Source organism: Kitasatospora sp. NPDC096204, from assembly GCF_044763205.1.
GTDB lineage: Bacteria > Actinomycetota > Actinomycetes > Streptomycetales > Streptomycetaceae > Kitasatospora.
On record NZ_JBIWFT010000020.1, the window covers coordinates 106,051 to 127,762 of the forward strand.

The 21,712-nt window shown below is 72.3% G+C and carries 24 protein-coding genes and 1 tRNA gene; 7 read left to right on the forward strand and 18 right to left on the reverse strand.

The window, feature by feature from the left end; translation table 11 throughout:
• The first annotated feature begins 66 nt into the window (after window positions 1-66).
• Entirely contained in the window at window positions 67-741 is a 675-nt protein-coding gene (locus ACIQ87_RS22615) for a Crp/Fnr family transcriptional regulator (RefSeq protein ID WP_030288117.1), read from the forward strand.
• 57 nt (window positions 742-798) lie between these two features.
• On the opposite strand, the gene ACIQ87_RS22620 is transcribed toward ACIQ87_RS22615, so the two are convergent.
• The 5 genes from ACIQ87_RS22620 to ACIQ87_RS22640 all read right to left on the reverse strand — a co-directional run bounded on the left by ACIQ87_RS22620 (window position 799) and on the right by ACIQ87_RS22640 (window position 3,583).
• Window positions 799-1,632, reverse strand: a complete 834-nt coding sequence (locus ACIQ87_RS22620; protein ID WP_402409501.1) for an MBL fold metallo-hydrolase — start codon at window positions 1,630-1,632, stop codon at window positions 799-801.
• Window positions 1,629-1,802 (reverse strand): hypothetical protein, encoded by a 174-nt coding sequence (locus ACIQ87_RS22625; RefSeq protein WP_392868249.1) that lies wholly within the window; start codon window positions 1,800-1,802, stop codon window positions 1,629-1,631. The genes ACIQ87_RS22620 and ACIQ87_RS22625 overlap by 4 nt, the downstream gene beginning before the upstream one ends.
• Before the next feature lie 175 nt (window positions 1,803-1,977).
• Entirely contained in the window at window positions 1,978-2,844 is an 867-nt protein-coding gene (locus ACIQ87_RS22630) for an NUDIX hydrolase (RefSeq protein ID WP_402409503.1), read from the reverse strand.
• Window positions 2,845-2,960: 116 nt separating this feature from the next.
• The gene (locus ACIQ87_RS22635) at window positions 2,961-3,428 is read right to left on the reverse strand and encodes a RidA family protein (protein ID WP_402409505.1); all 468 of its coding nucleotides are present in this window, start codon (window positions 3,426-3,428) and stop codon (window positions 2,961-2,963) included.
• Window positions 3,425-3,583, reverse strand: coding sequence for a DUF4177 domain-containing protein (locus tag ACIQ87_RS22640; protein WP_094743074.1), 159 nt, complete (start codon window positions 3,581-3,583; stop codon window positions 3,425-3,427). The genes ACIQ87_RS22635 and ACIQ87_RS22640 overlap by 4 nt, the downstream gene beginning before the upstream one ends.
• A gap of 212 nt (window positions 3,584-3,795) precedes the next feature.
• Here ACIQ87_RS22640 and ACIQ87_RS22645 point away from each other — a divergent pair, with 212 nt between their 5' ends.
• Window positions 3,796-4,869: an ArsA-related P-loop ATPase gene (locus ACIQ87_RS22645; RefSeq protein WP_402409507.1), complete on the forward strand. Its 1,074-nt coding sequence runs from the start codon at window positions 3,796-3,798 to the stop codon at window positions 4,867-4,869.
• A complete protein-coding gene (locus ACIQ87_RS22650) occupies window positions 4,866-6,038 on the forward strand; it encodes an ArsA family ATPase (protein WP_402409508.1) in 1,173 nt (390 codons plus the stop codon). The genes ACIQ87_RS22645 and ACIQ87_RS22650 overlap by 4 nt, the downstream gene beginning before the upstream one ends.
• Before the next feature lie 174 nt (window positions 6,039-6,212).
• On the opposite strand, the gene ACIQ87_RS22655 is transcribed toward ACIQ87_RS22650, so the two are convergent.
• Complete coding sequence (locus ACIQ87_RS22655) at window positions 6,213-6,536, reverse strand: WhiB family transcriptional regulator (protein ID WP_195911063.1); 324 nt, start codon at window positions 6,534-6,536, stop codon at window positions 6,213-6,215.
• A 502-nt stretch (window positions 6,537-7,038) separates the two neighbouring features.
• On the opposite strand from ACIQ87_RS22655, the gene ACIQ87_RS22660 reads away from it, so the two are divergent.
• Window positions 7,039-9,324 (forward strand): transglycosylase domain-containing protein, encoded by a 2,286-nt coding sequence (locus ACIQ87_RS22660; protein ID WP_402409509.1) that lies wholly within the window; start codon window positions 7,039-7,041, stop codon window positions 9,322-9,324.
• A gap of 222 nt (window positions 9,325-9,546) precedes the next feature.
• Here the strand turns inward: ACIQ87_RS22660 and ACIQ87_RS22665 are convergent, their stop codons facing one another.
• On the reverse strand, window positions 9,547-10,008 hold the full coding sequence (locus ACIQ87_RS22665; protein WP_402409511.1) for a GatB/YqeY domain-containing protein: 462 nt from the start codon (window positions 10,006-10,008) through the stop codon (window positions 9,547-9,549).
• A 742-nt stretch (window positions 10,009-10,750) separates the two neighbouring features.
• Here ACIQ87_RS22665 and ACIQ87_RS22670 point away from each other — a divergent pair.
• The 3 genes from ACIQ87_RS22670 (at window position 10,751) to ACIQ87_RS22680 (ending at window position 13,307) form a co-directional block, all read left to right on the forward strand.
• Entirely contained in the window at window positions 10,751-12,037 is a 1,287-nt protein-coding gene (locus ACIQ87_RS22670; protein WP_402409513.1) for a helix-turn-helix domain-containing protein, read from the forward strand.
• Window positions 12,038-12,188: 151 nt separating this feature from the next.
• Window positions 12,189-13,133: a metallophosphoesterase gene (locus ACIQ87_RS22675; protein ID WP_392914264.1), complete on the forward strand. Its 945-nt coding sequence runs from the start codon at window positions 12,189-12,191 to the stop codon at window positions 13,131-13,133.
• A 100-nt stretch (window positions 13,134-13,233) separates the two neighbouring features.
• Window positions 13,234-13,307, forward strand: a tRNA-Pro gene (locus ACIQ87_RS22680).
• 116 nt (window positions 13,308-13,423) lie between these two features.
• Here ACIQ87_RS22680 and ACIQ87_RS22685 read toward each other — a convergent pair.
• The 11 genes from ACIQ87_RS22685 to ACIQ87_RS22735 form a co-directional block, all read right to left on the reverse strand.
• Complete coding sequence (locus tag ACIQ87_RS22685; protein ID WP_402409515.1) at window positions 13,424-14,947, reverse strand: LacI family DNA-binding transcriptional regulator; 1,524 nt, start codon at window positions 14,945-14,947, stop codon at window positions 13,424-13,426.
• 63 nt (window positions 14,948-15,010) lie between these two features.
• Window positions 15,011-15,349 (reverse strand): DNA-binding protein, encoded by a 339-nt coding sequence (locus tag ACIQ87_RS22690; RefSeq protein ID WP_402409517.1) that lies wholly within the window; start codon window positions 15,347-15,349, stop codon window positions 15,011-15,013.
• Between the two features lie 170 nt (window positions 15,350-15,519).
• Window positions 15,520-16,800, reverse strand: coding sequence for a DUF3631 domain-containing protein (locus tag ACIQ87_RS22695; RefSeq protein ID WP_402409519.1), 1,281 nt, complete (start codon window positions 16,798-16,800; stop codon window positions 15,520-15,522).
• Window positions 16,797-17,735, reverse strand: a complete 939-nt coding sequence (locus ACIQ87_RS22700) for a bifunctional DNA primase/polymerase (protein WP_402409521.1) — start codon at window positions 17,733-17,735, stop codon at window positions 16,797-16,799. Before ACIQ87_RS22700 ends, ACIQ87_RS22695 begins: the two co-directional genes overlap by 4 nt.
• 62 nt (window positions 17,736-17,797) lie before the next feature.
• The gene (locus ACIQ87_RS22705; RefSeq protein WP_402409523.1) at window positions 17,798-18,085 is read right to left on the reverse strand and encodes a hypothetical protein; all 288 of its coding nucleotides are present in this window, start codon (window positions 18,083-18,085) and stop codon (window positions 17,798-17,800) included.
• Window positions 18,086-18,102: 17 nt separating this feature from the next.
• Window positions 18,103-18,465 (reverse strand): hypothetical protein, encoded by a 363-nt coding sequence (locus ACIQ87_RS22710; RefSeq protein WP_402409525.1) that lies wholly within the window; start codon window positions 18,463-18,465, stop codon window positions 18,103-18,105.
• Entirely contained in the window at window positions 18,462-20,033 is a 1,572-nt protein-coding gene (locus ACIQ87_RS22715; protein WP_402409527.1) for a DNA cytosine methyltransferase, read from the reverse strand. Before ACIQ87_RS22715 ends, ACIQ87_RS22710 begins: the two co-directional genes overlap by 4 nt.
• Before the next feature lie 121 nt (window positions 20,034-20,154).
• Window positions 20,155-20,637, reverse strand: a complete 483-nt coding sequence (locus ACIQ87_RS22720) for a single-stranded DNA-binding protein (protein WP_402409529.1) — start codon at window positions 20,635-20,637, stop codon at window positions 20,155-20,157.
• Window positions 20,638-20,754: 117 nt separating this feature from the next.
• The gene (locus ACIQ87_RS22725) at window positions 20,755-21,069 is read right to left on the reverse strand and encodes a hypothetical protein (protein ID WP_402409531.1); all 315 of its coding nucleotides are present in this window, start codon (window positions 21,067-21,069) and stop codon (window positions 20,755-20,757) included.
• Between the two features lie 10 nt (window positions 21,070-21,079).
• Window positions 21,080-21,262: a hypothetical protein gene (locus tag ACIQ87_RS22730; protein ID WP_402409532.1), complete on the reverse strand. Its 183-nt coding sequence runs from the start codon at window positions 21,260-21,262 to the stop codon at window positions 21,080-21,082.
• 9 nt (window positions 21,263-21,271) lie between these two features.
• Window positions 21,272-21,709, reverse strand: coding sequence for a hypothetical protein (locus ACIQ87_RS22735; protein WP_402409534.1), 438 nt, complete (start codon window positions 21,707-21,709; stop codon window positions 21,272-21,274).
• Window positions 21,710-21,712 lie beyond the last annotated feature (3 nt).

Sequence of the window (21,712 nt, forward strand, 5' to 3'; positions counted from 1 at the left end):
GCAGAACACTGAACGGAACTTGCGCCGGACGGCCCACCCGCCGCTCGGCCGAGAAGGAGGAAGCACGTGGACGACGTTCTGCGGCGCGCCGCACTCTTCGCGGCACTCGACGACGAACAGGCCGGCGAGCTGCGCGCTTCCATGACCGAGGTCACCCTCGCCCGTGGGGAGTCGCTGTTCCACGAGGGCGACCCGGGCGACCGGCTGTACGTCGTGGCGGAGGGCAAGGTCAAGCTGCACCGCGCCTCGCCGGACGGCCGCGAGAACATGCTGGCCGTGCTCGGCCCCAGCGAGATGATCGGCGAACTGTCGCTGTTCGACCCGGGCCCGCGCACCGCGACCGCCAGCGCGCTGACCGAGGTCAAGCTGCTGGGCCTCGGCCACGGCGACCTCCAGCCCTGGCTGCACGCCCGCCCCGAGGTCTCCATCGCGCTGCTGCGGGCCATCGCCCGCCGACTGCGCCGTACCAACGACGTGATGTCCGACCTGGTCTTCTCCGACGTGCCCGGCCGCGTCGCCAAGGCCCTGCTGGACCTCTCCCGCCGGTTCGGCGTGCAGTCCGAGGAGGGCATCCACGTCGCCCACGACCTCACCCAGGAGGAGCTGGCCCAGCTGGTCGGCGCCTCCCGCGAGACGGTCAACAAGGCGCTCGCCGACTTCGCCGGCCGCGGCTGGCTGAAGCTGGAGGCCCGCGCGGTGGTCCTGCTGGACGTCGAGCGGCTGTCGCGCCGCTCGCGCTGACGACCGCGAACGCCGAAGGGCCCGTCCGGATCGGACGGGCCCTTCGGCGTTCGCGGGTCAGTCGAGCTCGGGGATCAGCCCGTGCTCCTCCAGGTAGTCCAGCTGGGCCCGCACCGACAGCTCGGCGGCCGGCCAGAGCGCCCGGTCCACGTCCGCGTAGACCCTGGCCACCACCTCGGGCGCGGTCCGGCAGCCCGTCTCGACCGCCGTCTCCACCTGGGCGAGCCGGGCCGCCCGGTGGGCCAGGTAGTAGTCGACGGCGCCGAGCGCGTCCGCGAGCACCGGGCCGTGGCCCGGCAGCACGGTCCGCACGCCGTGGTGCGAGGCCATGGTGTGCAGCCGGCGCAGCGAGTCCAGGTAGTCGCCGAGCCGGCCGTCGGGGTGCGCGACCATCGTGGTGCCGCGGCCGAGCACGGTGTCTCCGGTGAGCACCGCGCCGTCGTCCGGCAGGTGGAAGGTCAGCGAGTCCGAGGTGTGCCCCGGGGTGGCCACCACCCGCAGGTCCAGGCCGCCGACGTCCAGACGCTGGCCGCCCACCAGGCCCTCCGAGCCCAGCCGGTGCGCCGGGTCCAGGGCCCGCACCTCGGTGCCGGTCAGCTCGGCGAAGCGGGCCGCGCCCTCGGAGTGGTCGTGGTGGCCGTGGGTGAGCAGGGTCAGCGCGACCCGCTTGCCCCGCTCCTCCGCGAGGTCGATCACCCGGCGCAGGTGGCCCTCGTGCAGCGGGCCCGGGTCGACCACCACCGCGAGGTCCGAACCGGGCTCGGAGAGCAGCCAGGTGTTGGTGCCGTCCAACGTCATCGGCGACGGGTTCGGTGCCAGCACGCACAGCGCCCGAGGGGAGGCCTCGCCGCCGACGACGGCGGCGGGGTCGCCCGGCAGGAGTCCGCTCACCGGCCGCCTCCGCCGTCTCGCTGCAGGGCCCGCAGCGGCAGCGCCCGGGCGAGGGCGCGCTGCGCCACCTCGACGAACGGGACCTGGCTGTCACAGGCGGGGGTACGGGGAGTCAGGCGGCGGGCGGGCATCTCTGGCGCCGTCCGGCGAGCCACGTCGTTGTGGGTCATCGGGCGTCGGTCCTTTCTCTGCGTCGGGTACGGGTCGGTCGCGTCGTCGTGCGCGAGCACGGGCTCGCGCGGTCCTACGGGCCTCGCGTCGGTCGTACGGGCCTCGCGGGGTCGTGCGCCCCGCGGCCCCCACAGGTCCCGCGGGTCGTACGGATGGTCCCGACGGGTGGAACGGTCAGGAGTCCTCCGGGAACTCCCCGTCGATGGTCAACTCCTCGTAACCGGGCCAGCGGACCGTCAGCCGGTCGCCGCGGACCTCGGCCCGGCCCAGGACCGGCGCCAGCGGACGGCCGGCCGCCGCGGCCAGCGCCTCGGCCGCGGTCCGCGCCGAGGACAGCTCGCGCAGCACCGTCACGGTCGGCGGCATCATGCCGAACCGGCCCTCCCGGTGGCCCCGCACCGCTTCGGCCGGAGTCAGCCAGGCGACCCGGTCGGCCTCGCCGACCTCCAGGGCCGCGCGCTGGCCGGCCGGCAGCGCGGCGACGAAGAACCAGGTGTCGTAACGCCGTTCCTCGAACTCCGGGGTGATCCAGCGAGCCCAGCCGCCCAGCAGGTCGCTGCGCAGCACCAGGCCGTGGTCGCGGAGGAACTCGGCGAAGGACAGCTCGTGGGCCTCCAGCGCGGCCCGCTCGGCGGACCAGTCGCGCGGCGCGGCGACGCTGTCGGAGTCCGGGCCGGCCAGCAGCACGCCGGCCTCCTCGAAGGTCTCGCGCACCGCAGCGCAGACCACCGCCCGCGCCGTCCGGGCGTCCACCCCGAGCCGCCTGGCCCACTCCTCGGGCGCCGGCCCGGCCCAGCCCGGCTCGACCTCGGCGTCCCGCGGGTCCACCCCGCCGCCCGGGTAGGCGTACATCCCGGCCGCGAAGGCCATCGAGGTGCGCCTGCGCAGCAGGTAGGCCTCGGGCCCGTCGGCGGCGTCGCGCAGCAGCACGACCGTCGCGGCGGCCTTGGGCACCGGCGGGGTCACCGCGCCGGATTCGACCGCCCGGATCCGGGCGGGCCAGCCGGGCGGCATCGGGAGCGTCGTCGCTCGATGGTCCATGCCCGGATGCTAGGGCGTGTCCGACGATTCCCGCCAGGCTCACCGGTCGATCGGACACCCTCCGGCCACACGGAGGCGGGGCCGGAACGTGTCCGGCCCCGCCTCCGCGATCAGGCTCAGGCGGCCTTGACGCGCACCACGAGCTCGACCTCGACCGGGGCGTCCAGCGGCAGCACCGCGACGCCGACGGCGCTGCGGGCGTGCACGCCGGCGTCGCCCAGCACCTGGCCGAGCAGCTCGCTGGCACCGTTGACGACGGCCGGGACGGCGATGAAGTCGGGGGCGGCGGCGACGAAGCCGACGACCTTGACGACCCGCTCGATCCGGTCGAGGTCACCGATCACCGACTTCACGGCGGCCAGGGCGTTCAGCGCGCAGATCTGCGCGAGCTCCTTGGCCTCCTCCGGGGAGACCTCGGCGCCGACCTTGCCCGTGGTCGGCAGCTTGCCGCCGACGACCGGGAGCTGGCCGGAGGTGAACACGAGGTCGCCGGACTCCACGGCCGGCACGTAGGCGGCGACCGGGGCGGCCACCGGAGGCAGGGCCAGGCCCAGCTCGGCGAGCTTCTCCTCGACCTTGCTCATGCGTTCTTCTCCCGCTTGAAGTAGGCCACCAGCTGCTCCGGGTTCGGGCCGGGCACGACCTGGACGAGCTCCCAGCCGTCCTCGCCGAAGTTGTCCAGGATCTGCTTGGTCGCGTGCACCAGCAGGGGCGCCGTCATGTATTCCCACTTGGTCATGGCCAGACTCTAGACGAGCCGTCGCGGCGAACCGCGCCACCCGCCCCCGAGCGTGTGAGGTGGGGCACAAAGAGGGCATGATCGGGCCTGACGGCCCAGGTGCTCCGGGCATCCGGTGCGCTCCCTGGTTACCCTCGCGGGAGGGCACCCTGGTGAGGGGCACCCTCGTCAGGAGGGGACGCCCGTAGGACGGAGACGGACGGAGACGGAGCGTGGCACGCACCCCCGGCCAGGCGGCCCGGCGCGACCCCGACTGGGAGGGCGTCCGGCTGCACGTGGTCAGCGGCAAGGGCGGCACCGGGAAGACCACGCTGGCCGCAGCGCTGGCCCTGGCGCTCGCCGCGGACGGCGGACGCGTGCTGCTGATCGAGGTCGAGGGCCGGCAGGGCATCGCCGAGCTGTTCGGGATCGCCGCACTCCCGTACGAGGAGCGCCGGATCGCCTCGGTCTCCCGCCCCCAGCTGGGGCTACCGGCCGGGGAGGGCGGGCCCGGCGAGGTCTTCGCGCTGGCGATCGACACCGAGCTGGCGCTGCTGGAGTACCTGGAGATGTTCTACAAGCTCGGCCGGGCCGGGAAGGCGCTCCAGAAGGTCGGCTTCGTCGACTTCGCCACCACCATCGCGCCCGGCGTGCGGGACGTCCTGCTCACCGGCAAGGCCTGCGAGGCGACCAGGCGCAAGGACCAGGACGGCCGGCGGCGCTACGACGCGGTGGTGATGGACGCCCCGCCGACCGGGCGGCTGACCCGGTTCCTGAACGTCAACTCCGAGGTCGCCGGGCTGGCCAGGATCGGGCCGATACACACCCAGGCGCAGGCCGTGATGCGGGTGCTGAAGTCGCCGGAGACCGCGGTGCACCTGGTCACCCTGCTGGAGGAGATGCCGGTGCAGGAGACGGTCGACGGCATCGCGGAGCTGCGCGAGGCGAAGCTCCCGGTGGGCGGGGTGATGGTCAACATGGTCCGGCCCCCGGTGCTGGACGCGGCGGCGGTGGCCGCGGTGGACGGGGACCACCGCGAGGAGGTCGCCCTGGCACTCGGGGAGGCCGGGCTCGGCGGCCGCACGCGCACCGCGGAGAAGGTCAGGGCGGCGGTGGAGCCGCTGCTCGACCCGCTGCTGGACCAGGCCAGGGAGCACGCCGAGCGGGTCGAGCTGGAGCGCGCGCAGCGCGCCGACATCCAGCAGCTGCGGCTCCCCACGTACGAACTTCCGCTGCTGGGCGAGGGCGTGGACCTCGGCGGGCTGTACCGGCTGGCGGGCGAACTGAAGCGGCAGGGGGCGGCATGACCTCGAACAGCGGGGTGCGGAGCACCGGGCGGCGGCTCGCGGTGGACGAGCTGATCGACAACCCGAAGACCAGGATCATCGTCTGCTGCGGCTCCGGCGGCGTCGGCAAGACCACCACCGCGGCGGCGCTCGGCCTGCGGGCCGCCGAACGCGGCCGCAAGGTCGTGGTGCTGACCATCGACCCGGCCCGCCGGCTCGCCCAGTCGATGGGCCTCACCGAGCTCGACAACACCCCCAGGGTGGTCAAGGGCGTCAGCGGTGAGGGCGAACTCCAGGCCATGATGCTGGACATGAAGCGGACCTTCGACGAGGTCGTGCTGGCCCACGCCGAGCCCGAACGGGCCCGGGCGATCATGGAGAACCCCTTCTACCAGTCCCTGTCGGCCGGCTTCGCGGGCACGCAGGAGTACATGGCGATGGAGAAGCTCGGGCAGCTGCGCGCCGCCGAGGAGTGGGACCTGATCGTCGTGGACACCCCGCCGTCCCGCTCGGCGCTGGACTTCCTGGACGCGCCCAACCGGCTCGGGTCCTTCCTGGACGGCCGGGTGATCCGGATCCTGACCGCCCCGGCCAAGGTCGGCGGGCGCAGCGCGATGCGCTTCCTGAACGCCGGGATGGGCCTGCTCACCGGCACCCTCGGCAAGATCTTCGGCGCCCAGCTGCTCACCGACGTGCAGACCTTCGTCAGCGCGATGGACTCGATGTTCGGCGGCTTCCGGGAGCGCGCGGACCGCACGTACCAGCTGCTCAAGGCGCCGGGCACGGCGTTCCTGGTGGTGGCCGCACCGGAGCGGGACGCGCTGCGCGAGGCGGCGTACTTCGTGGACCGGCTGGCCGCGGACCGGATGCCGCTGGCCGGGCTGGTGCTCAACCGGGTGCACGACAGCGGGGCACCGCAGCTCACCGCGGAACGGGCGCTGGCGGCCGCCGAGGCACTGGAGGAGAACGGTTCGGAGCACGCCTCGCCGGAGGCCGAGCTGCTCGCGGCCGGGCTGCTGCGGCTGCACGCCGAGCGGATGCAGATCATGGGGCGCGAACGCCGTACCCGCGACCGCTTCGTCTCGGTGTACCCGGACGTGCCGATCGTGGAGGTGCCGGCGCTGCCGGGGGACGTGCACGACCTGGACGGCCTGAGGGCCATCGGGGAGCGGCTCAACGGCGCCGAGTAGCCGGCGGTTCGGTGTGACCTCTCACCGGAGGCACGGTCTCGCCGAAAGCGCGGTCTCGCCGTGGGCACGGTCTCGCCGTGGGCACGGCCCGGCTGACGGCACGGGTGTGACCGACGGTGCGCGGTGGTCCGCACCCGAGGGCCGACCGGCCCGGACCGCGCGGTGCGGCCGGGCTCAGCCCGCCTGGGCGTAGTCCGTCAGTATCACCCCGGTCGCGAGGGACTCCTCGTACTCGGTGCGCGCCGTCTCCAGCAGCTTCCGCCACGAGATGACGGTCGGGCGGCGGCGCAGCAGCGCCCGGCGCTCCCGCTCCGTCATCCCGCCCCACACCCCGAACTCCACCCGGTTGTCCAGGGCGTCCGCGAGGCACTCCGTCCGGACGGGGCAACCGCTGCACACCGCCTTCGCGCGGTTCTGTGCCGCCCCCTGGACGAACAGTTCGTCCGGATCACTCGTGCGACAGGCGGCCTGCGCACTCCAGTCGTCAACCCAGCCCATGCTGGCGCCGTCCTCTCCCGTATTCGAGGCTCCCCCACGGCGGCAACGGCATATTCACCGTTGCCAGTTGAGGACGTTACGGAAGAACGAGAGCTTGCAACAGCCCCTTCGGGCTCAATCTCGAATGACCCGATCGGACTATGGGTGGCGATCAGCTCACTCGTTGGAGTGATCGCAGGTCGCACACCTTGCCAAGAGCGGAACCCCCACGCTCGCCACAGGAGTCGTCACGGAGCGCGACCGACCACACGGGCACAACAGGCCACAGTCGCCTCAGAACCCGGCCATCAGCGGGCAATCCGGGCAACTCTCCTCGCCCACAAGAGTGAATGATGTTGACGCACCGAAGCTGTCGCAAGCTTGTGACAAGCCTAGGCGAACACCTGCCCCGGTGTGCGGGAATCCGCAACGTAGGGTTCTCCTCATGGCACCGAAGCGCCCTCAGGCATCCCAGCCCCCAGGCAACACCGGAGCTCCGCGCGGCAAGGCCGACGGATCCCCGATGGAGCACGTCGGCAACGGCGTGAAGTTCCTGGGCGTCAGCGTGCTCTCCGGAGTCCTGCTGGCAGGCCTCGCCCTGCCCGCCGTCGGCGCCATCGGGCTGACCGCCAAGGACACGGCGGAGAGCTTCTCCAACATCCCCGACGACTTCAAGACGCCGCCGCTGACCCAGGCGACCCAGATCTTCGACGCCAAGGGCGGCCTGATCGCCAAGGTCTACGAGCGCGACCGCACCGTCATCACCGCCGACCAGATGTCGCCGTTCATGCGGCACGCCCAGGTCGACATCGAGGACGCCCGCTTCTACGAGCACGGCGCCGTCGACCTCAAGGGCGTGCTCCGCGCGATCAGCAAGAACGCGGAGAGCGGCACCACCGCGCAGGGCGCTTCGACGCTGACCCAGCAGTACGTGAAGAACGTCAACGTGGAGAAGGCCGGCGACGACCAGGCGGCCGTCCTGGAGGCCCAGCGCAAGACCCTGGGCCGCAAGATCCAGGAGCTCAAGGTCGCCATCAAGCTGGAGGAGGACCTGTCCAAGGACCAGATCCTCACCAACTACCTCAACATCACCTTCTACGGCCACCAGGCCTACGGGGTGGAGGCCGCCTCCCAGCGCTACTTCAGCAAGAGCAACAAGGACCTGACCATCGCCGAGGCCGCCACCCTGGCCGGCATGGTGCAGAACCCGTCGTCCTACGACCCGGTGCGCTACCCCGAGAACACGGTCAAGCGCCGCAACGTCGTGATCGACAAGATGCTGGAGAACAAGCACATCACCGCCGACCAGGCGAAGGAGGCGAAGGCCGCCCCGCTGGGTCTGAAGTACAAGGACCCGCAGAACGGCTGCATCACCGCCCAGGCCGGGATGGGCTTCTTCTGCGACTACGTCCGCCACGTGGTCAAGCAGGACCCGGCGTTCGGCAAGAGCGCCGACGAGCGCAAGAAGGTGTGGAACACCGGCGGTCTGAACATCTACACCACGCTGGACCCGGACAAGCAGGCCGCCGCCCAGAACGCCGTCACCAAGAAGGTCTACGTGACCGACACGGTGTCGGCCGCCGCGACCATGATGGAGCCGGGCACCGGCAAGATCCTCGCGATGGCCCAGACCCGCCCGTACGGCCTGGACTCCAACAAGAACCAGACCGTCGTCAACCTCAACGTGGACGCCGCGATGGGCGGCGGCAACGGGTTCCAGACCGGTTCGACCTTCAAGCCGATCCTGGCCGCGGCCGCGCTGGAGTCGGGCATGTCGAACACCCAGGCGTTCCCGTCCGAGAACAAGATCGAGTACCCGCAGATGTCCACCTGCTCGGGCACCTGGAAGAACACCGTCAAGCCCAAGGAGACGGTGAAGAACGAGCAGGACAGCGAGGTCGGGCCGTACCAGCTGAAGGAGGCGATGGCCCGCTCGGTCAACACCTACTTCGTGCAGATGGAGCAGCAGGTCGGCCTCTGCGCGATGAAGCAGATGGCCAACAAGCTGGGCATCACCCAGTCCGCCAAGGGCGACGCCTTCCAGGAGGTGCCCTCGATGGTGCTCGGCACCCTGGAGCTCTCGCCGCTGACCATGGCGAACGTCTACGCGACCTTCGCCGCCCGCGGCAAGTACTGCACCCCGATCGCGATCAACAAGATCACCACGGTGGACGGCAAGGACATCCCGGTCCCGCAGTCCCAGTGCAGCCAGGCCTTCTCCGAGCAGACCGCGGACTCGCTCAACGCCGTCCTGCTGAACGTGACCGAGAAGGGCACCGCGGCCGCCCTGACCATGGACGACGGCCGCAAGATCGCCGGCAAGACCGGTACCACCGACGAGAAGAAGGCCGCCTGGTTCAGCGGCTACACCCCGTCGCTGGCCACCGCGGTCTGGCTCGGCGGCCCGGCCGGCGGCGTCAAGATGAAGAACATCACCATCGGCGGCAAGCCCTTCACCGAGGTGTTCGGCGCCGACGGCCCCGGCCCGATCTGGGCGATGGCGATGAACCAGGCGCTCAAGGGCACCCCGCTGGAGCCGATCCAGACCGCCAACATCCCTGACCCGCAGCCGGCCGCTCCCGCGCCGGGCACCCCCGCGGCCGGCGGCACCCCGCCTGCCCCGCCCGCCCCGCCCGCCGCCGACCCGAACGCCCCGCAGCCCGGCGGCAACCCCCCGCCGCCGCAGCAGGGCGGCAACCCGGGCCAGGCCGGCGGGCTGCCGGGCGGCTTCCCCGGCGGGTTCACCCTCCCGCCCCTGCCCGGAAACGGGAACGGCGGCCGGCACGGCGGCGGCAACGGGAACGGCTGACCCGGTGGCCGGGTGACCGGCCTCCCGGCGCACCGACCGAGGAACACACCGAAGGGGCGCCCTCCAGTGCGGAGGGCGCCCCTTCGGTGTGTTCCCACGCGCTTCCGGGTGTGTTCCCGGGGCGACGCGCTTCCGGGCGTGCTCGCGGCGGCGGCGTGCCCCGGAGCGGCCGGGACGGCGGGCGCGGCCGGGCCCCGCGCGGAAGTGGCCGGGCGCGCCGGTTCAGGCCAGGGCGGCCTTCACCGCGGCGGCGACCCGGCCGCCCTCCGCCAGGCCGTCGACCTTGGGCTTCACCAGCTTCATGACGGCACCCATCGCCTGCGGGCCGCTCGTGCCGCCCTCGGCCACGGTGGCCACGGCGGCCGCGACGATCGCGGCCAGCTCCTCGTCGGAGAGCTGCTTGGGCAGGTAGACCGCCAGCACCTCGCGCTCGGACCGCTCGCGGGCCGCCTGCTCCGTCCGGCCGGCGGTGTCGAAGGCCTCGGCCGCCTCCCGGCGCTTCTTCGCCTCGCGGGCGATCACCTTCAGCACGTCGTCGTCGGACAGCTCGCGCTTCTGCTCGCCCGCCACCTCCTCGCTGGTGACGGCGGTCAGAGTGAGCCGAATGGTGGACGCGCGAAGCTCGTCCCGGTCCCTGATGGCAGCCGTGAGGTCCGCTTGCAGCTGCTCCTTGAGCGTTGTCATTTCCTCTTCTTATCCTTCGGCCGTGGGTGGGCTCAACCAGGTTTCCGCTGGGCATCCACCGGGATTTCCGCAGTTGAACGAGTATCCCCGACGGTCCCGGCCGGGCGTCGCCCGACAGCGCACGGGTCGCGGGCGGTCCCGCTCGGAAGCGGGGCGGCGGTCCGGGTCGGGAACGCGCGGCGGTCGAATCCGTGAACAGTCGACGTCCTGGACCGGGAGCGGACGAATGGATTCGGCCAAGGTGGCCGATAATGCTCGTACAATTTCGGCCGCAACGCCGAAAATTGCCGTGACCGGCGCGAAGTTGCCGGTATCAAGGGGGCAAATCGAACGTTGCGACCACTTCGCCGAAAATAGTCTGCGTAGTACACTCGTTCGCGCGTCGCTCGAGTAGCCCGATGGCGGCGGTCAACTCACCGTCGAATCAACGCCGAATCACCGCCGAAGGCCGCCACTAACAGCTGCGACAAACCGCCACCACGTCCCCGATTCATTATTTTACAGCACTGACACACTGTCGCCCGAGCACCGTGCGACCCTGACACCTTGCGTCCGGGCGCCTTGCGGCCCATGCCGACACGAGCGTTCACACCTGCGCTCCGCCCGGCTGTCCGACCGCCCGCCGGCAGTGATCGTTTTTCGGAGTGATTGGCGCCGCCAAAACGGCGCATCGAGTTCTGACTTTTATTCTGCTCACGACGGCAGGAAGCGCGGGGGAATGGACAACAATCAGCTTCGCTCGATGCTGGTAACCCAACGGAAGATGATCGGATGGAGCCAGGAGCAATTAGCCGAACACTCCACCGTCAGTGTCCGCACCATCCGTAACCTGGAAACCGGCGCCATCAAGAATCCGCGGCGCAGTTCCGTGGAACTCCTGGTGGGCGCGCTGTTCTCCGCGGCGACCGACCGGAACGACACCCTGCTCTCCCGGGCCGTCCAGGCGGGCGCTCCGGCCGAGCTGCTGTCCGCCCGGCCGGAGGCCGGATGGCCGACCCACGTCGCCGAACTCCCGGACAACGCGCGCTGGCGGGGTCTGCGGCCCAAGACGGACATCACCGTCGGCCGCCGGGCCGACCTGCTGCACGTCGTGACCGCCCTGCGGCCGGGCCGGCCACTGGTGCTCACCGGCCCCGCCGGAGTCGGCAAGACCCGGCTGGCGCTGGACTCGGCCGCCCACCTGCTGGACCGCTTCCGGGACGGCGTCGTGGTCCTGGAGCTCGGCTCGGTGACCCCCGAGGGCGTCGACCCGACCGCCGCCGCGGCGCAGGCCCAGCGCGCGCTCGACACGCTCTTCCGGAGCTTCGACCGCGACCCGCGGACCACCCCCGAGCCACAGCTGCTGCTGGTCATCGACAACGCCGAGCACGTCATCGAAACGGTGGCCCGGCAGGTCAGGGCACTGCTGGCGCGCCACCCGGCACTCCACATCATGATCACCTCGCTGCGGGCGCCCGCCGGGGTCCCCGCCGACCTGTGGGAGGTCTCACCGCTGCCGGTCGACCATCCGGACGGCCCCTACGGCTGCCCGCCCGCCGCCGAACTGTTCTGCCGCCGGGTGCACTCGGTCGTCCCCACCCTCGACCTGCGCGACCAGATGCCCCAGGTGGTCGAGCTCTGCCGGCGCCTCGGCGGCCTGGCGCTCGCGATCGAGAACGCGGCCGTCCGGATGCGCTCGGTGCCCCTGCACGTCCTGGTGGAGGAGTGCCGGGTGCTGCCGATCCTCGGCCAGGAGGAGGTCGGCGGGCTCTCCCACCACCGCTCGCTGCACCGCAGCCTCGCCTGGGCGTACGGGCTGCTCGACGAACGGCAGCGCCGGGCGCTCAGACGGCTCTCCCGGTTCCCCGAGGAGTTCTCCATCGACGACGTCCGCCGGGAGCCGGTCGACGGCGGCCGGGAGCCCGCCCACAACCTCGATGTCCTGGCCGAGCTGGTCGACTTCTCCGTCGTCCAGGTCAAGCGCGGGCACCAGTACGCGTACCGGGTCCCCCGGATGATGCGCGAGTACGTCAACGCCATCCCGGCCTGAGGACCGGCCCGCATCGCCGTACCGGCCGTACCCGGAGTGCCGGCCGTGCCCGGAATGCCGTTCCGGGCACGGCCGGTGGGCCGGTGGCCCTCACTCTCACCGTCGACGCCGGGCGTGCGCCGGCTGATCGACCGTCTGAGAGCATGGCCTGATGCGACCGCTGCACTCCGTTCCCCTCGGCATCGCCGTCACCGGCGCCGCCTGTCTCGCCTACTCCGTCGGGTACGAGGTCCGGGCCTTCCGCCTCCGCCGGATCGAGGTCCCCGTCCTCCCGCGCGGCGCCCGGCCGATCCGGATCCTCCAGGTGTCCGACATCCACATGGTGAGCGGGCAGGGCAAGAAGCAGCGCTGGCTGAAGAGCCTGGCCGGCCTGCGCCCCGACCTGGTGGTCAACACCGGCGACAACCTCTCCGACCCGCTCGGCGTCCCGGCCACCCTCGACGCGCTCGGGCCGCTGATGGAGTTCCCGGGCGTCTACGTCTTCGGCTCCAACGACTACTACGGACCGGCCCGCAAGAACCCGGCCCGCTACCTCCAGGCCATGCGCAGCGGCGCCCACGGCCTGAACAACCCCGACGGCACCGCCCGCCGCGGCATCACCGGCGCCGTCCACAACCCGTGGGAGAAGCTCCGCGACGGCTTCGACGGAGCCGGCTGGCTCGACCTCACCAACACCCGCGGCCGGCTCACCGTGAACGGCCTCGACCTGGAGTTCACCGGCCTCGACGACCCGCACATCCGCCGCGACCGCTACAGCGAGGTCGCCGGCGGCCCCTCCGCCGACGCCGACCTCTCCCTCGCCGTCGTCCACGCGCCCTACCTGCGCGTCCTCGACGCCTTCACCGCCGACCGCTACCCGCTGATCCTGGCCGGGCACACCCACGGCGGCCAGCTCTGCATCCCCTTCTACGGCGCCCTGGTCACCAACTGCGACATCGACACCCGGCGGGTCAAGGGCCTCTCCACCCACACCGCCGGCGGCCACCGCTCGTACCTCCACGTCTCGGCCGGCTGCGGCACCAACCGCTACACCCCCGTCCGCTTCGCCTGCCCTCCCGAGGCCACCCTCCTCACCCTCACCCCGGCCCCCCGCTGACCCCCGCCGGACGCCCGCCCGGAACCGGATTTCGTGTCTAGGCGAGCGTCCGGTAGAGTTCTACTCGTCGCGAAGGAGACGGAGCGACAAACAGAAAGACCGGGGTGTGGCGCAGCTTGGTAGCGCGCTTCGTTCGGGACGAAGAGGCCGTGGGTTCAAATCCCGCCACCCCGACCCAGTAAGACCAGCTCAGGGCCGGTCTCCCGCAAGGGAGACCGGCCCTGACTGGTTCTCCCAGGGCTCTCGGGAGAATTCTGGGAGAAAATCGCCGGGAAACCTTCTCCCCGGGCCTACTGCTGAGGTTCCTTCAGCAGGGCATCGAGAACCGGCACAGGCGAGCCGGGCGCCATCTGCCGACGGGCCGCGAGTGACGCGAGCCACATCCGGGTCAGCCCCTCCATGAGGTCTCGTCGCATCTCCGGTGTGATGTGGGAGTAGCGGGCCTGGACGGAGCCGTCCTCGTGCCCCATCCGCTCGTCCTTGAGCTTCTCCGGCGTCCGCAGCTCGTCCATCATCGTCTTTTGGAAGTGCCGCAGCCCGTGCGGGGTGAGGCCGCGCGCGATCGGCAGCCAGCACGCCTGAGCGCGGGCAGTGGCTCCCCGACCGCGGGCCGGGATGCCCGGCCATGGATCGGCCAGCAGCGGCACCGGCCGGGCCTCCTCTGGCGCCTTCTTCGGATACCAGCCGGTGGCTGCCGGGTGGAACAGCCAGGTGGCGAACGCGCTCCTCCGCCAGTGCGCCGCGTTCTCCCCGGATGCCTGCCACCGGAAGTAGCCGAGATCGGCCATGGCCTTCTCCACCCTCACCCGCGTGCCCTCGGCCACCGCCGCCGGGCGGTTCAGCACGTTCGACACGGTTCCGGTGGAGACGCCGGCGGCCCGCGCGACGTCGACCAGCTTCGCGCCGGGCCGTTGTGCCGCCCCGTTGGCGGCGCCGTGCCCGCTGAACAGATACCGCAAGCCGTGGCACTCGCACGGCGCCTGCTTCGTCCGCGCCATCTGCCCGGCGAGCAGGTCGGAGAGGAAGTCAGGGGTGTCGATCGTGCGGTAGGAGTCGTCCTTGGGCGGGCAGCGGTGGAACTCCCCGGAGTCCAGCTCATACAACTGCCACTCCACCCGGACGGCGGCGGGGCGGACAAACTCCGGCTCCAGGCCGACGATTTCGCCCCATCGCATGCCGGTGTAGCCCTTGGTCACGACCGCGACGAACTCGTCGTCGCGGCCCGAGAGCAACGCCGCCCGCTCGGCGATCAGCAGGACGCCGAGCGCGTTCGTCACCACCTTCTCGGGGCCTCGGTTGCGTGAGCGGCCGGCTCGCTTGCCCCGGCCGCGACGGCGGGTCGCCGGATTGGAGTCCCGCAACCCTTCGTCGACGGCGTCCGCGAGGATCAGGTGCAGGGTGCCGCGCCACGTCTTGATGCTGCTGGCCGCGTAGCCGCGCTCCCGTTCCCTGCGCTCCCAGGCATCGACGTCGCTCTTGCTGATCTCGCCGATCAGGGCGTCCTCGAACTCCGGGAGCAGGTGCTCTTCGATATGGCGGCGGTAGTTCTGCATGGTGGAGGCGGCGAGATCCTGATCCTCGTACCAGCCGCTCGCATACTCGCCGAACGTCATCCGCTCAGACTCCGGGGCGACGGACGGCTGAACGGCCTGCTTGGCCACCTCCTCTTCGGCCACTGCGGCGGCCTTCTCCGCCGCGCGCCTGGTCTTGAAGCGGACCGTCTTCCCGTTGGCGTCCTTCACGGTCCCGTACTTGCCGGGCCCGATCTTGTACCGGGCGCGCCAGTACTCGCCGCGGTTCTCGCCGTATCCCAATGTGGTCCCTCTGTAACAGGGCCCCGCCCAGCGACGACGCCGGGCGGGGCGGGTGGGGTGTGATCAGGCAGCGTCCTGCTGGTGGAGCACCGCCCGACGCGGCATCCGCGCACGGAGTCGGGTGGTCGGCCGGCTCAGCTGCGGGTCGCGGTCCGGCTTCTTCAGGACCGCGACGGCGACGACCTTGGTCTGCGGCGCGGCCGCGGCAGCCGGCCGCACCTCGTACATGCGGACGATCTCGGCGAACTGGTCGGCCGTGAAGCGGTAGGCGCGTCCAGGCTTGGTGAAGGGGATGCGCCCGCGACGGGCCTGCTCCTTCACCCACCACTCGGACATGCCGATGGCCTTGGCGATGTCTGCCGGGTGGAAAAGCGCCGGCAGTGCAGCCCGGTCCTTGAGCATGGAACCCTCCAGATCATCGGTGGCGGGGCTTCGCCCCTTCCTTCTCTGGGATCCGCTACTGCCGCTACTGCCGCTACCTCCCTGGTCAGAGGCATGTTTTTGGTAGCGGATTGGGTAGCGGTAGCGGATTGGTGCCGCTCCCGCCGGGGTGTGCGGGAGCGGCGGGTGGCCTACGGCGCGGTGGCGGCCGTGGTGGCGGGTAGCGGTTCGGTATCCGCTACCTCGGGCGTATCCGCTACCGGAAACAGGGCTCTGACCTGCGCGGTAGCGGCAGTAGCGGCGGTAGCGGCTTCCTGGGAACGAGGCGGGCGGGGCGGGCAGTACCGCAGCCACGCGTCGGCGAGGTCCGAGGCGTAGTAGCCCTTGGCGCTGCTCGCCTTCCCGGTCTTGATGTTGCGGGGCTTGATGGGGTCGTTGTCGGCGGTGACGTAGTCGCCGAGCATTCGGGCGAGGGCGCGGGCGGTGATGGGCTTGCCGTCGAGGTCGGCCCACGGCGCGTCGTCCAACTCGGCCAGGCGGCTCAGCAGTTCGGCGCTGAGCATCCGCTCGGCGCCGTCGAAGATGTCCCGCAGGTCGGTGAGGAGTCGGATGCCGACGCTGCCCTTGTCGTTGGCCTTGGAGGCGGTGACGAGCTGGACGCAGGCGGTGCGGGCGCGCTCGGGCCAGTGGCCGCCGGCGGCGTCGGCGACGGCGAGCAGGGGCTCCCACACGTCGGCCGGGCGGTCGCTGATGCCCTCGGGCAACTCCGGCCACACGTCGTGGAGCTGGTCGCGGACGGCGCTGGCCCAATCGGCGAGGCGATCGCGCAGCACGTGGCCCTCGGCCTTGTGGATGCGCTCGCGGTAGGGCTCGACCGTCTCGTTGGGGGCGCGGCGGCGCATCCGGATAACGACGGAGCGGCTCATGATGGTGTCGGGCAGGTCGCCGAGACCGCCCATGGCGAGCGCGGCGTAGACGGGGAAGGGTTGCACGGTCTGGCTGCCGCCTTCACCGACGCAGCGCAGGACGACGCCGGAGCGGCGGTGGCCGGAGTTGATGAGCCCGCGCAGGTCCTCGTTCCCGGCGGCCTTGGGGCCGAAGACGGTGTCGATCTCGTCGTACAGCACGGTGGGGCGGGCGTCGGCGTCGGAGACGGTGCGGAACAGCGCGGCCGGGCTGACGTCCGTGGTGAGCACCGGACGCGGGGCGATCGTCTCCATGATCTCCAGGGCCCGGGTCTTTCCGGATCCGGGCTCGGGGCTCAGGAAGGCGATGCGTGGGGTGGACTCGAAGCAGTCGAGCAGGTGGGTGTGCGCGTCCCACAGCACGACGGCGGTGTACGCGGCCTCGGACGGGAAGACGTTGAACCGCCGGTGGAACGCCTCGACCTCGTCGAGCAGGGCGGCGCCGTCCTCGGGGCCCGGCCTGTCCGGGGTCTTGGGGCTCTTAAGGGGGGAGCTGGGGTGCGTCATGCGGCGTCTCCGGCCGGGTTGTGGGCGATGGACCAGTCGAGGGCGTTGGTGATGGTCGCGTCGGCCTCACGCACCGTCAGGCCGGCCTGCTCCGCTGCCCCCTTAAGAGCGTTCTCGACCTCGGCGCGGCTGAGCTTGCCGCTGGCGACGAAGCGGCCCAGCGCGCGGGCGGCGCGGGTGAGGGTCCAGTTGCGGGCGCCCTCGGTGGCGTTGGCGACGTTCGCCGTCTCGTTGCGCAGGGCGGCGTCGACGTAGGCGGGCCGGGTGCCGGTGGTGCGGCGAGCGGGCCGGAAGATCGGGGCGGCGGGCCTGGGCGACGGGGTGAGGAGACGGGCGATCCAGTCGGGCAGCGGCGCCGGGTCGGTGTCCAGGACGACGTCGTACCGGCGGTCGGCGACGTTGCTGCCCGCGGCGACGACGTAGCCGCCACCGGCCCGGGTGTCGATCAGCCAGCCCAGCCCGGACCCGGCGCCACCGGCGGTGTTGCGCAGGGCGATCCCAGCGGGGGCGGTGAAGTAGAGGTGGTGGCCACCGTTGGGGGTGGCGACGGTGTAGGTGTCGGACGGGAACGGCCGGCGATTGCGCTCGCACAGCACGGCCAGCACGTCGTACCCGTCCGTCACCCGCTGGTCCTCCCACTCCGGGGGCACGGTGGCGCCGGGCTTGGGGGTGTCGAGGTCGATGACGACCAGCCCGGACGGGCCGGTCGCGAGGCCGATCCCGTACGGCCCGTGCGACCAGGTCCGGCGCACGGTGTCGGGGTCGAGGGTGGCGCGTTGCTCCCAGCCCTGGTGGCCGGTGGTGCAGGCGCCGGTGCGGGGGCAGTTGGTGGAGGAGTGCAGGGCGGGGCGCTTGCTGCGGGGCAGCAGGGGGAAGACGTGCCAGCCGCGTTCGACGGCGTCGAGTGCGGCAGTGAGCAGGGGGTTGCCGGTCACGGCGAATCCCTTCGGCGGGTAGGGCCCAGGGCCGACGCGGGTCGGCCCCGGGTGGAGGGGTGTCAGTCGGCCTGGCCGAGGTCGAGGGCGAGGGGGAACTGTCCGTCGCACACGGCCGGCGGGGCGGGCGGCATCAGCGCGTCAAGGGCGGCCTGGTGGGCCGGGTCGCCGACGAGGCAGATCACGCGCCCGTCGGTGGTGACCAGCCACTCGGGGTCGGCGTGGACGAGGTCGGCGGAGGCCTCACGGGTGGTGGAGTGGACCACGCACTCGTTGTCGCTGTCGGAGCCGTAGGCGGTGCCGCAGACGTCGCAAACGGCGACGTAGCAGGTCACAGGCTTGATGGACACGGGAACCTCCCGACGGGTCAGAGGTCGAACAGGGAGTCCGACCCGGCGGGCGGGGCGGCGGCCCGGCGGGCCTTGGCGGCGGCGCGGCGGGTGGCGTCGTGGCAGGCCGGGCACCACGCCGCGAGCGCGCCCTTGGGCAGGGCGGCGGCCAGGTGCGCGGGAAGGAGGAGACCATCCGGGTCGGCGGGGGCGGCGAGCAGGCGGACGGGGCCGGTGCCGTGGCGGGAGCCGTAGCCGCCGTGGACGGCGGGGCAGCGTCCGCCGTCCTTGTCGTGGCTCTTGCCGCAGGTGCCTCGGCACTGGCAGCGGCCGGCGGCGGCGGCGAGGACGGCCTGCCACAGGCCTTGTTGGTCGCCGAGGGGCGGGGTGCGGCCGGTCACCGGACGTTGCCGGGTTCGGGCAGGTCGTGGCCGGTGACGGCCTCGACGAGGGCGGAAACGAGGATCTCGGCGACGGGCGGGGTGACGGCGTTGCCGTACTGACGGACCTTCTCCCGCTTGTTGCCGAGCACGGTGTACTGGCGGGGGAAGGCCATCGCCCTGCCGATCTCGCCGGGCTCCAGCATGCGGAACAGCACCTCCTCCACCGGCACCTGGTGGCCGCGCACGAGCGCGTAGCGGTCCCGGGTGGTGAGCGCGCCCACGGGCTCGGCCACGGGCCGTGCGGTGGTGTTGCCGTAGTAGGGCAGCAACAGCGACGACCAGTCAGGTTCCTGCTCGCCGTGCGGGACGGGCGGGGTGGCGAGGCCGTGGTGGTTGCCGGAGGCGGTGACGGTGGCGAGCGCGTCCAGGACGGGTCGGGCGTCGGAGGAGCCGCCGCGCAGTTCGGTGATGAACGGCAGCCAGGCCACGCCGGTCTCGTTGCGGGCGGTCTGGGTGCGCAGGGGCTCGTTCGCGGTGGCGGCGGTCTTGCCGTCGCGGCCCTCGGCGGGCACGAGCAGCGGTGGGACGGCGAGGGCGTCGTTCTCGCGGGTGGTGCGGGCCGGGGCGGGGTCGGTGACGGGGCTGGCGTCCTGGCGCCAGGTTCCGCCGGCCGGGGCGAGCAGCGGCAGCGCGTAGCGGGCGAGGCCGGCGCGGATGCGCTCCAGGGTCTTGGGGGACAGGGCCTTGGTGCGCTCGCCGATCGGGGTGCCGGGCATGGTCCAGTCGATGGCGGTGGCGGCCGGGAGGGCCGGGGGTTCCAGGACGCTGTTGCGGCAGGTGACGTTCGGGCAGCGGTAGACGTACTGCTGGCGGTAGCGGCCCATGTCGGTGCCGGGCTTCTTGAACGCCTGCACCGCGCGGACGGTGCGCTCGCAGGTGGGGCACCAGGCCGTGGGCCGAAGCCACTTGTCCCAGTCGGGGTCGCGTCGCAGGCCACTTCGCCAGTAGGCGAGGTAGAGGCGGTCGCGGGACTGCGGGGCGGCGGCGACCACGTTCGGCCGGGCGTGCATGGAGTTCAGGGCGATCAGGCGGGTGCGGTAGCCCAGGGCGCGGATGCTGTCGACCCACGCGGTCCACAGGTCCCAGGCGCGGACGTCGACGACGTTCTCGACGACCCCGGCCAGGACGGGCTTGCCGCGCGCGGCCATGGCCTCCAGGTAGCGGGGGACGTCCCACATCAGGGCGCGGGAGCGGTCGGCGGCGGCGTCGGTGAGGGTGTCGCCGAACAGGTCGGGCTGCTTGTCGAAGTCGCGGCGCTTGCCGCGGGCGTTGGACCACTGGGGGCACTCGGGGGAGGCCCAGAACAGGTCGGCGGCAGGGAAGCGGGCGACGTCGGTGTCGTGGAGGTCGCCGAGGAAGTGGTCGGCGGCAGGGAAGTTCGCGGCGTGGGAGGCGATGGCCTTGTCCCAGTGGTTCGCGGCCAGGACGGGGACCACGCCGGGGACGGCGGCGGCGCCGGTGCTGGAGCCGCCGGCGCCGCAGAAGAAGTCGATGTAGGTCAGCGTGTCGCTGGTGACGTGGGGCATGCTGGAGTCCTCTGGTCTCTGAGAGGGGACTGGACGGGCCCCGCAGCAGCCGGACGACCTTGCCCGGATGGCCGTCTGCTGCGGGGCCCTTTGCGCTGCTGCTCGGGGGTGCGCGGCCTGGTTAGAACGGCGGCTCGGTGGAGCCGCCGGCCGCGGCGCCGCTCCACTCGCCGCCGGGCGCGGCCGGAGCGGCGGTGGACCACTGGTCGGTCGGGCGAGTGGCCGGGGCGCCGCCGCGCTGGGTCTTGGTGACCTTGGCGGTGGCGAAGCGCAGGCTGGGGCCGACCTCGTCGACGTCGAGGCCGAGCATGGAGCGGTTCTCGCCCTGCTCCGTCTGCCAGTTGTGCTGGACCAGGCGGCCGGTGACGACCACGCGCATGCCCTTGGTCAGGGACTCGGCGGTGTGCTCGGCCATCTCGCGCCAGGCGGTGGCGCGCAGGAACAGCGCGGTGCCGTCCTTCCACTGCCCGCTGGTCTTGTCGTAGGTGCGCGGGGTAGAGGCGACGGTGAAGCGCGCCATGGCCACGCCCTGCGGGGTGAAGCGGAGCTCGGGGTCGTCGGTGAGGTTGCCGACGACGGTGATCGGGGTCTCTCCCACGGACACGGGTGCCTCCAAGGGCGCTGGGGTGTCGGGAGCGGGTCTGCCCGTCCCCCGCACCGTCCGGGCCCCGTCGCTGGCTGCGGCGGTGGTCCGGGCGGCACGGCGGTCGGCGCAGTCCGGTCAGGACTCGTCGGAGTCCTGGGCGAAGTCGCAGGTGCCGTCGCAGTCGTAGTAGCCGCAGCCGCCGCACTCGGGGCAGTGCTCGTAGTCGATGAAGACGACTTCACCGGCCTCGTAGTCCCACGCCTCGTCCTCGTAGCCGCCGCCGCTGCCGTGGCAGCCCTCGCACATCTCGGTGTGACCGGGGCGGGGGTTGGCCTTCTCCTCCTCGAACCGGCGCTGCTCGTCGGCGAGGTCGAGGGCGATCTCGGCGGCCTTCTCCTCGTCGCGGGTCGGGTAGTCGACGTAGTCATGCTGGTCGAAGTCGTCGTTCATGGGCGGCCTTTCAGGCGTCCGGGGTGGCGGGCTCGCGCTGCGGGGCGAGGGCGTGCAGGGCGTCGGCGATGGCGAGGAGGGCGAGCAGGTGGGCGTGGTCGGTGGGCGGCAGGTAGCCGTAGTCGACGTAGACCTGGGCGAGGTCGTAGTGCGTGGCTGCGGCCCTGTCGCGGTCGGTGAGGGGGTGGGTCACGGTGTCCGTTCAGCGGTTGCGGTTGGTGACGTTGACGTGCACGTTCACGGCGCCCTGCCCGCCCCGGCCGCCCGCGCCGGAGCTGTTCTTGAGCAGGTAGAGGGTGCCGAGGGCGGCGACGAGCAGGGCGAGGCCGGTGGTGGCGGCGGCGAGGGCATGGAGGAGGAAGCCGAGGCCGAGGCCTGCGCCGCCGATGCCGATGCCGCCGGCGAGCAGGCGGGCGGGCCACGGGTCGCGCGCCGGGGCTTGCTCGGTGGCCTGCTGCTGGGCGGGCGGGGCGGGCAAGTAGACGACGGTCGGGGTGAGCGGCTGTGCGGGCATCGGGGCCGGGGCGAACGGCTGGTAGAGGGCGGGCGGGTTGGTGAGTGGGGCGGGGGCGGCGTAGTAGGGGGTGCCGTCGGGGCCGTAGGCGACGGGGGCGGGCGCGGGTTGAAAGGGCGTGGTCATGGG

Coding starts and splice junctions, on each gene's coding strand:
- ACIQ87_RS22725 (WP_402409531.1), bottom strand. CDS start 21,069: ATGAACGACGACTTCGACCAGCATGACTACGTCGACTACCCGACCCGC.
- ACIQ87_RS22655 (WP_195911063.1), bottom strand. CDS start 6,536: ATGGGCTGGGTTGACGACTGGAGTGCGCAGGCCGCCTGTCGCACGAGT.
- ACIQ87_RS22650 (WP_402409508.1), top strand. CDS start 4,866: ATGACCTCGAACAGCGGGGTGCGGAGCACCGGGCGGCGGCTCGCGGTG.
- ACIQ87_RS22695 (WP_402409519.1), bottom strand. CDS start 16,800: ATGACGCACCCCAGCTCCCCCCTTAAGAGCCCCAAGACCCCGGACAGG.
- ACIQ87_RS22660 (WP_402409509.1), top strand. CDS start 7,039: ATGGAGCACGTCGGCAACGGCGTGAAGTTCCTGGGCGTCAGCGTGCTC.
- ACIQ87_RS22640 (WP_094743074.1), bottom strand. CDS start 3,583: ATGACCAAGTGGGAATACATGACGGCGCCCCTGCTGGTGCACGCGACC.
- ACIQ87_RS22665 (WP_402409511.1), bottom strand. CDS start 10,008: ATGACAACGCTCAAGGAGCAGCTGCAAGCGGACCTCACGGCTGCCATC.
- ACIQ87_RS22635 (WP_402409505.1), bottom strand. CDS start 3,428: ATGAGCAAGGTCGAGGAGAAGCTCGCCGAGCTGGGCCTGGCCCTGCCT.
- ACIQ87_RS22715 (WP_402409527.1), bottom strand. CDS start 20,033: ATGCCCCACGTCACCAGCGACACGCTGACCTACATCGACTTCTTCTGC.
- ACIQ87_RS22630 (WP_402409503.1), bottom strand. CDS start 2,844: ATGGACCATCGAGCGACGACGCTCCCGATGCCGCCCGGCTGGCCCGCC.
- ACIQ87_RS22690 (WP_402409517.1), bottom strand. CDS start 15,349: ATGCTCAAGGACCGGGCTGCACTGCCGGCGCTTTTCCACCCGGCAGAC.
- ACIQ87_RS22675 (WP_392914264.1), top strand. CDS start 12,189: ATGCGACCGCTGCACTCCGTTCCCCTCGGCATCGCCGTCACCGGCGCC.
- ACIQ87_RS22735 (WP_402409534.1), bottom strand. CDS start 21,709: ATGACCACGCCCTTTCAACCCGCGCCCGCCCCCGTCGCCTACGGCCCC.
- ACIQ87_RS22625 (WP_392868249.1), bottom strand. CDS start 1,802: ATGACCCACAACGACGTGGCTCGCCGGACGGCGCCAGAGATGCCCGCC.
- ACIQ87_RS22670 (WP_402409513.1), top strand. CDS start 10,751: ATGCTGGTAACCCAACGGAAGATGATCGGATGGAGCCAGGAGCAATTA.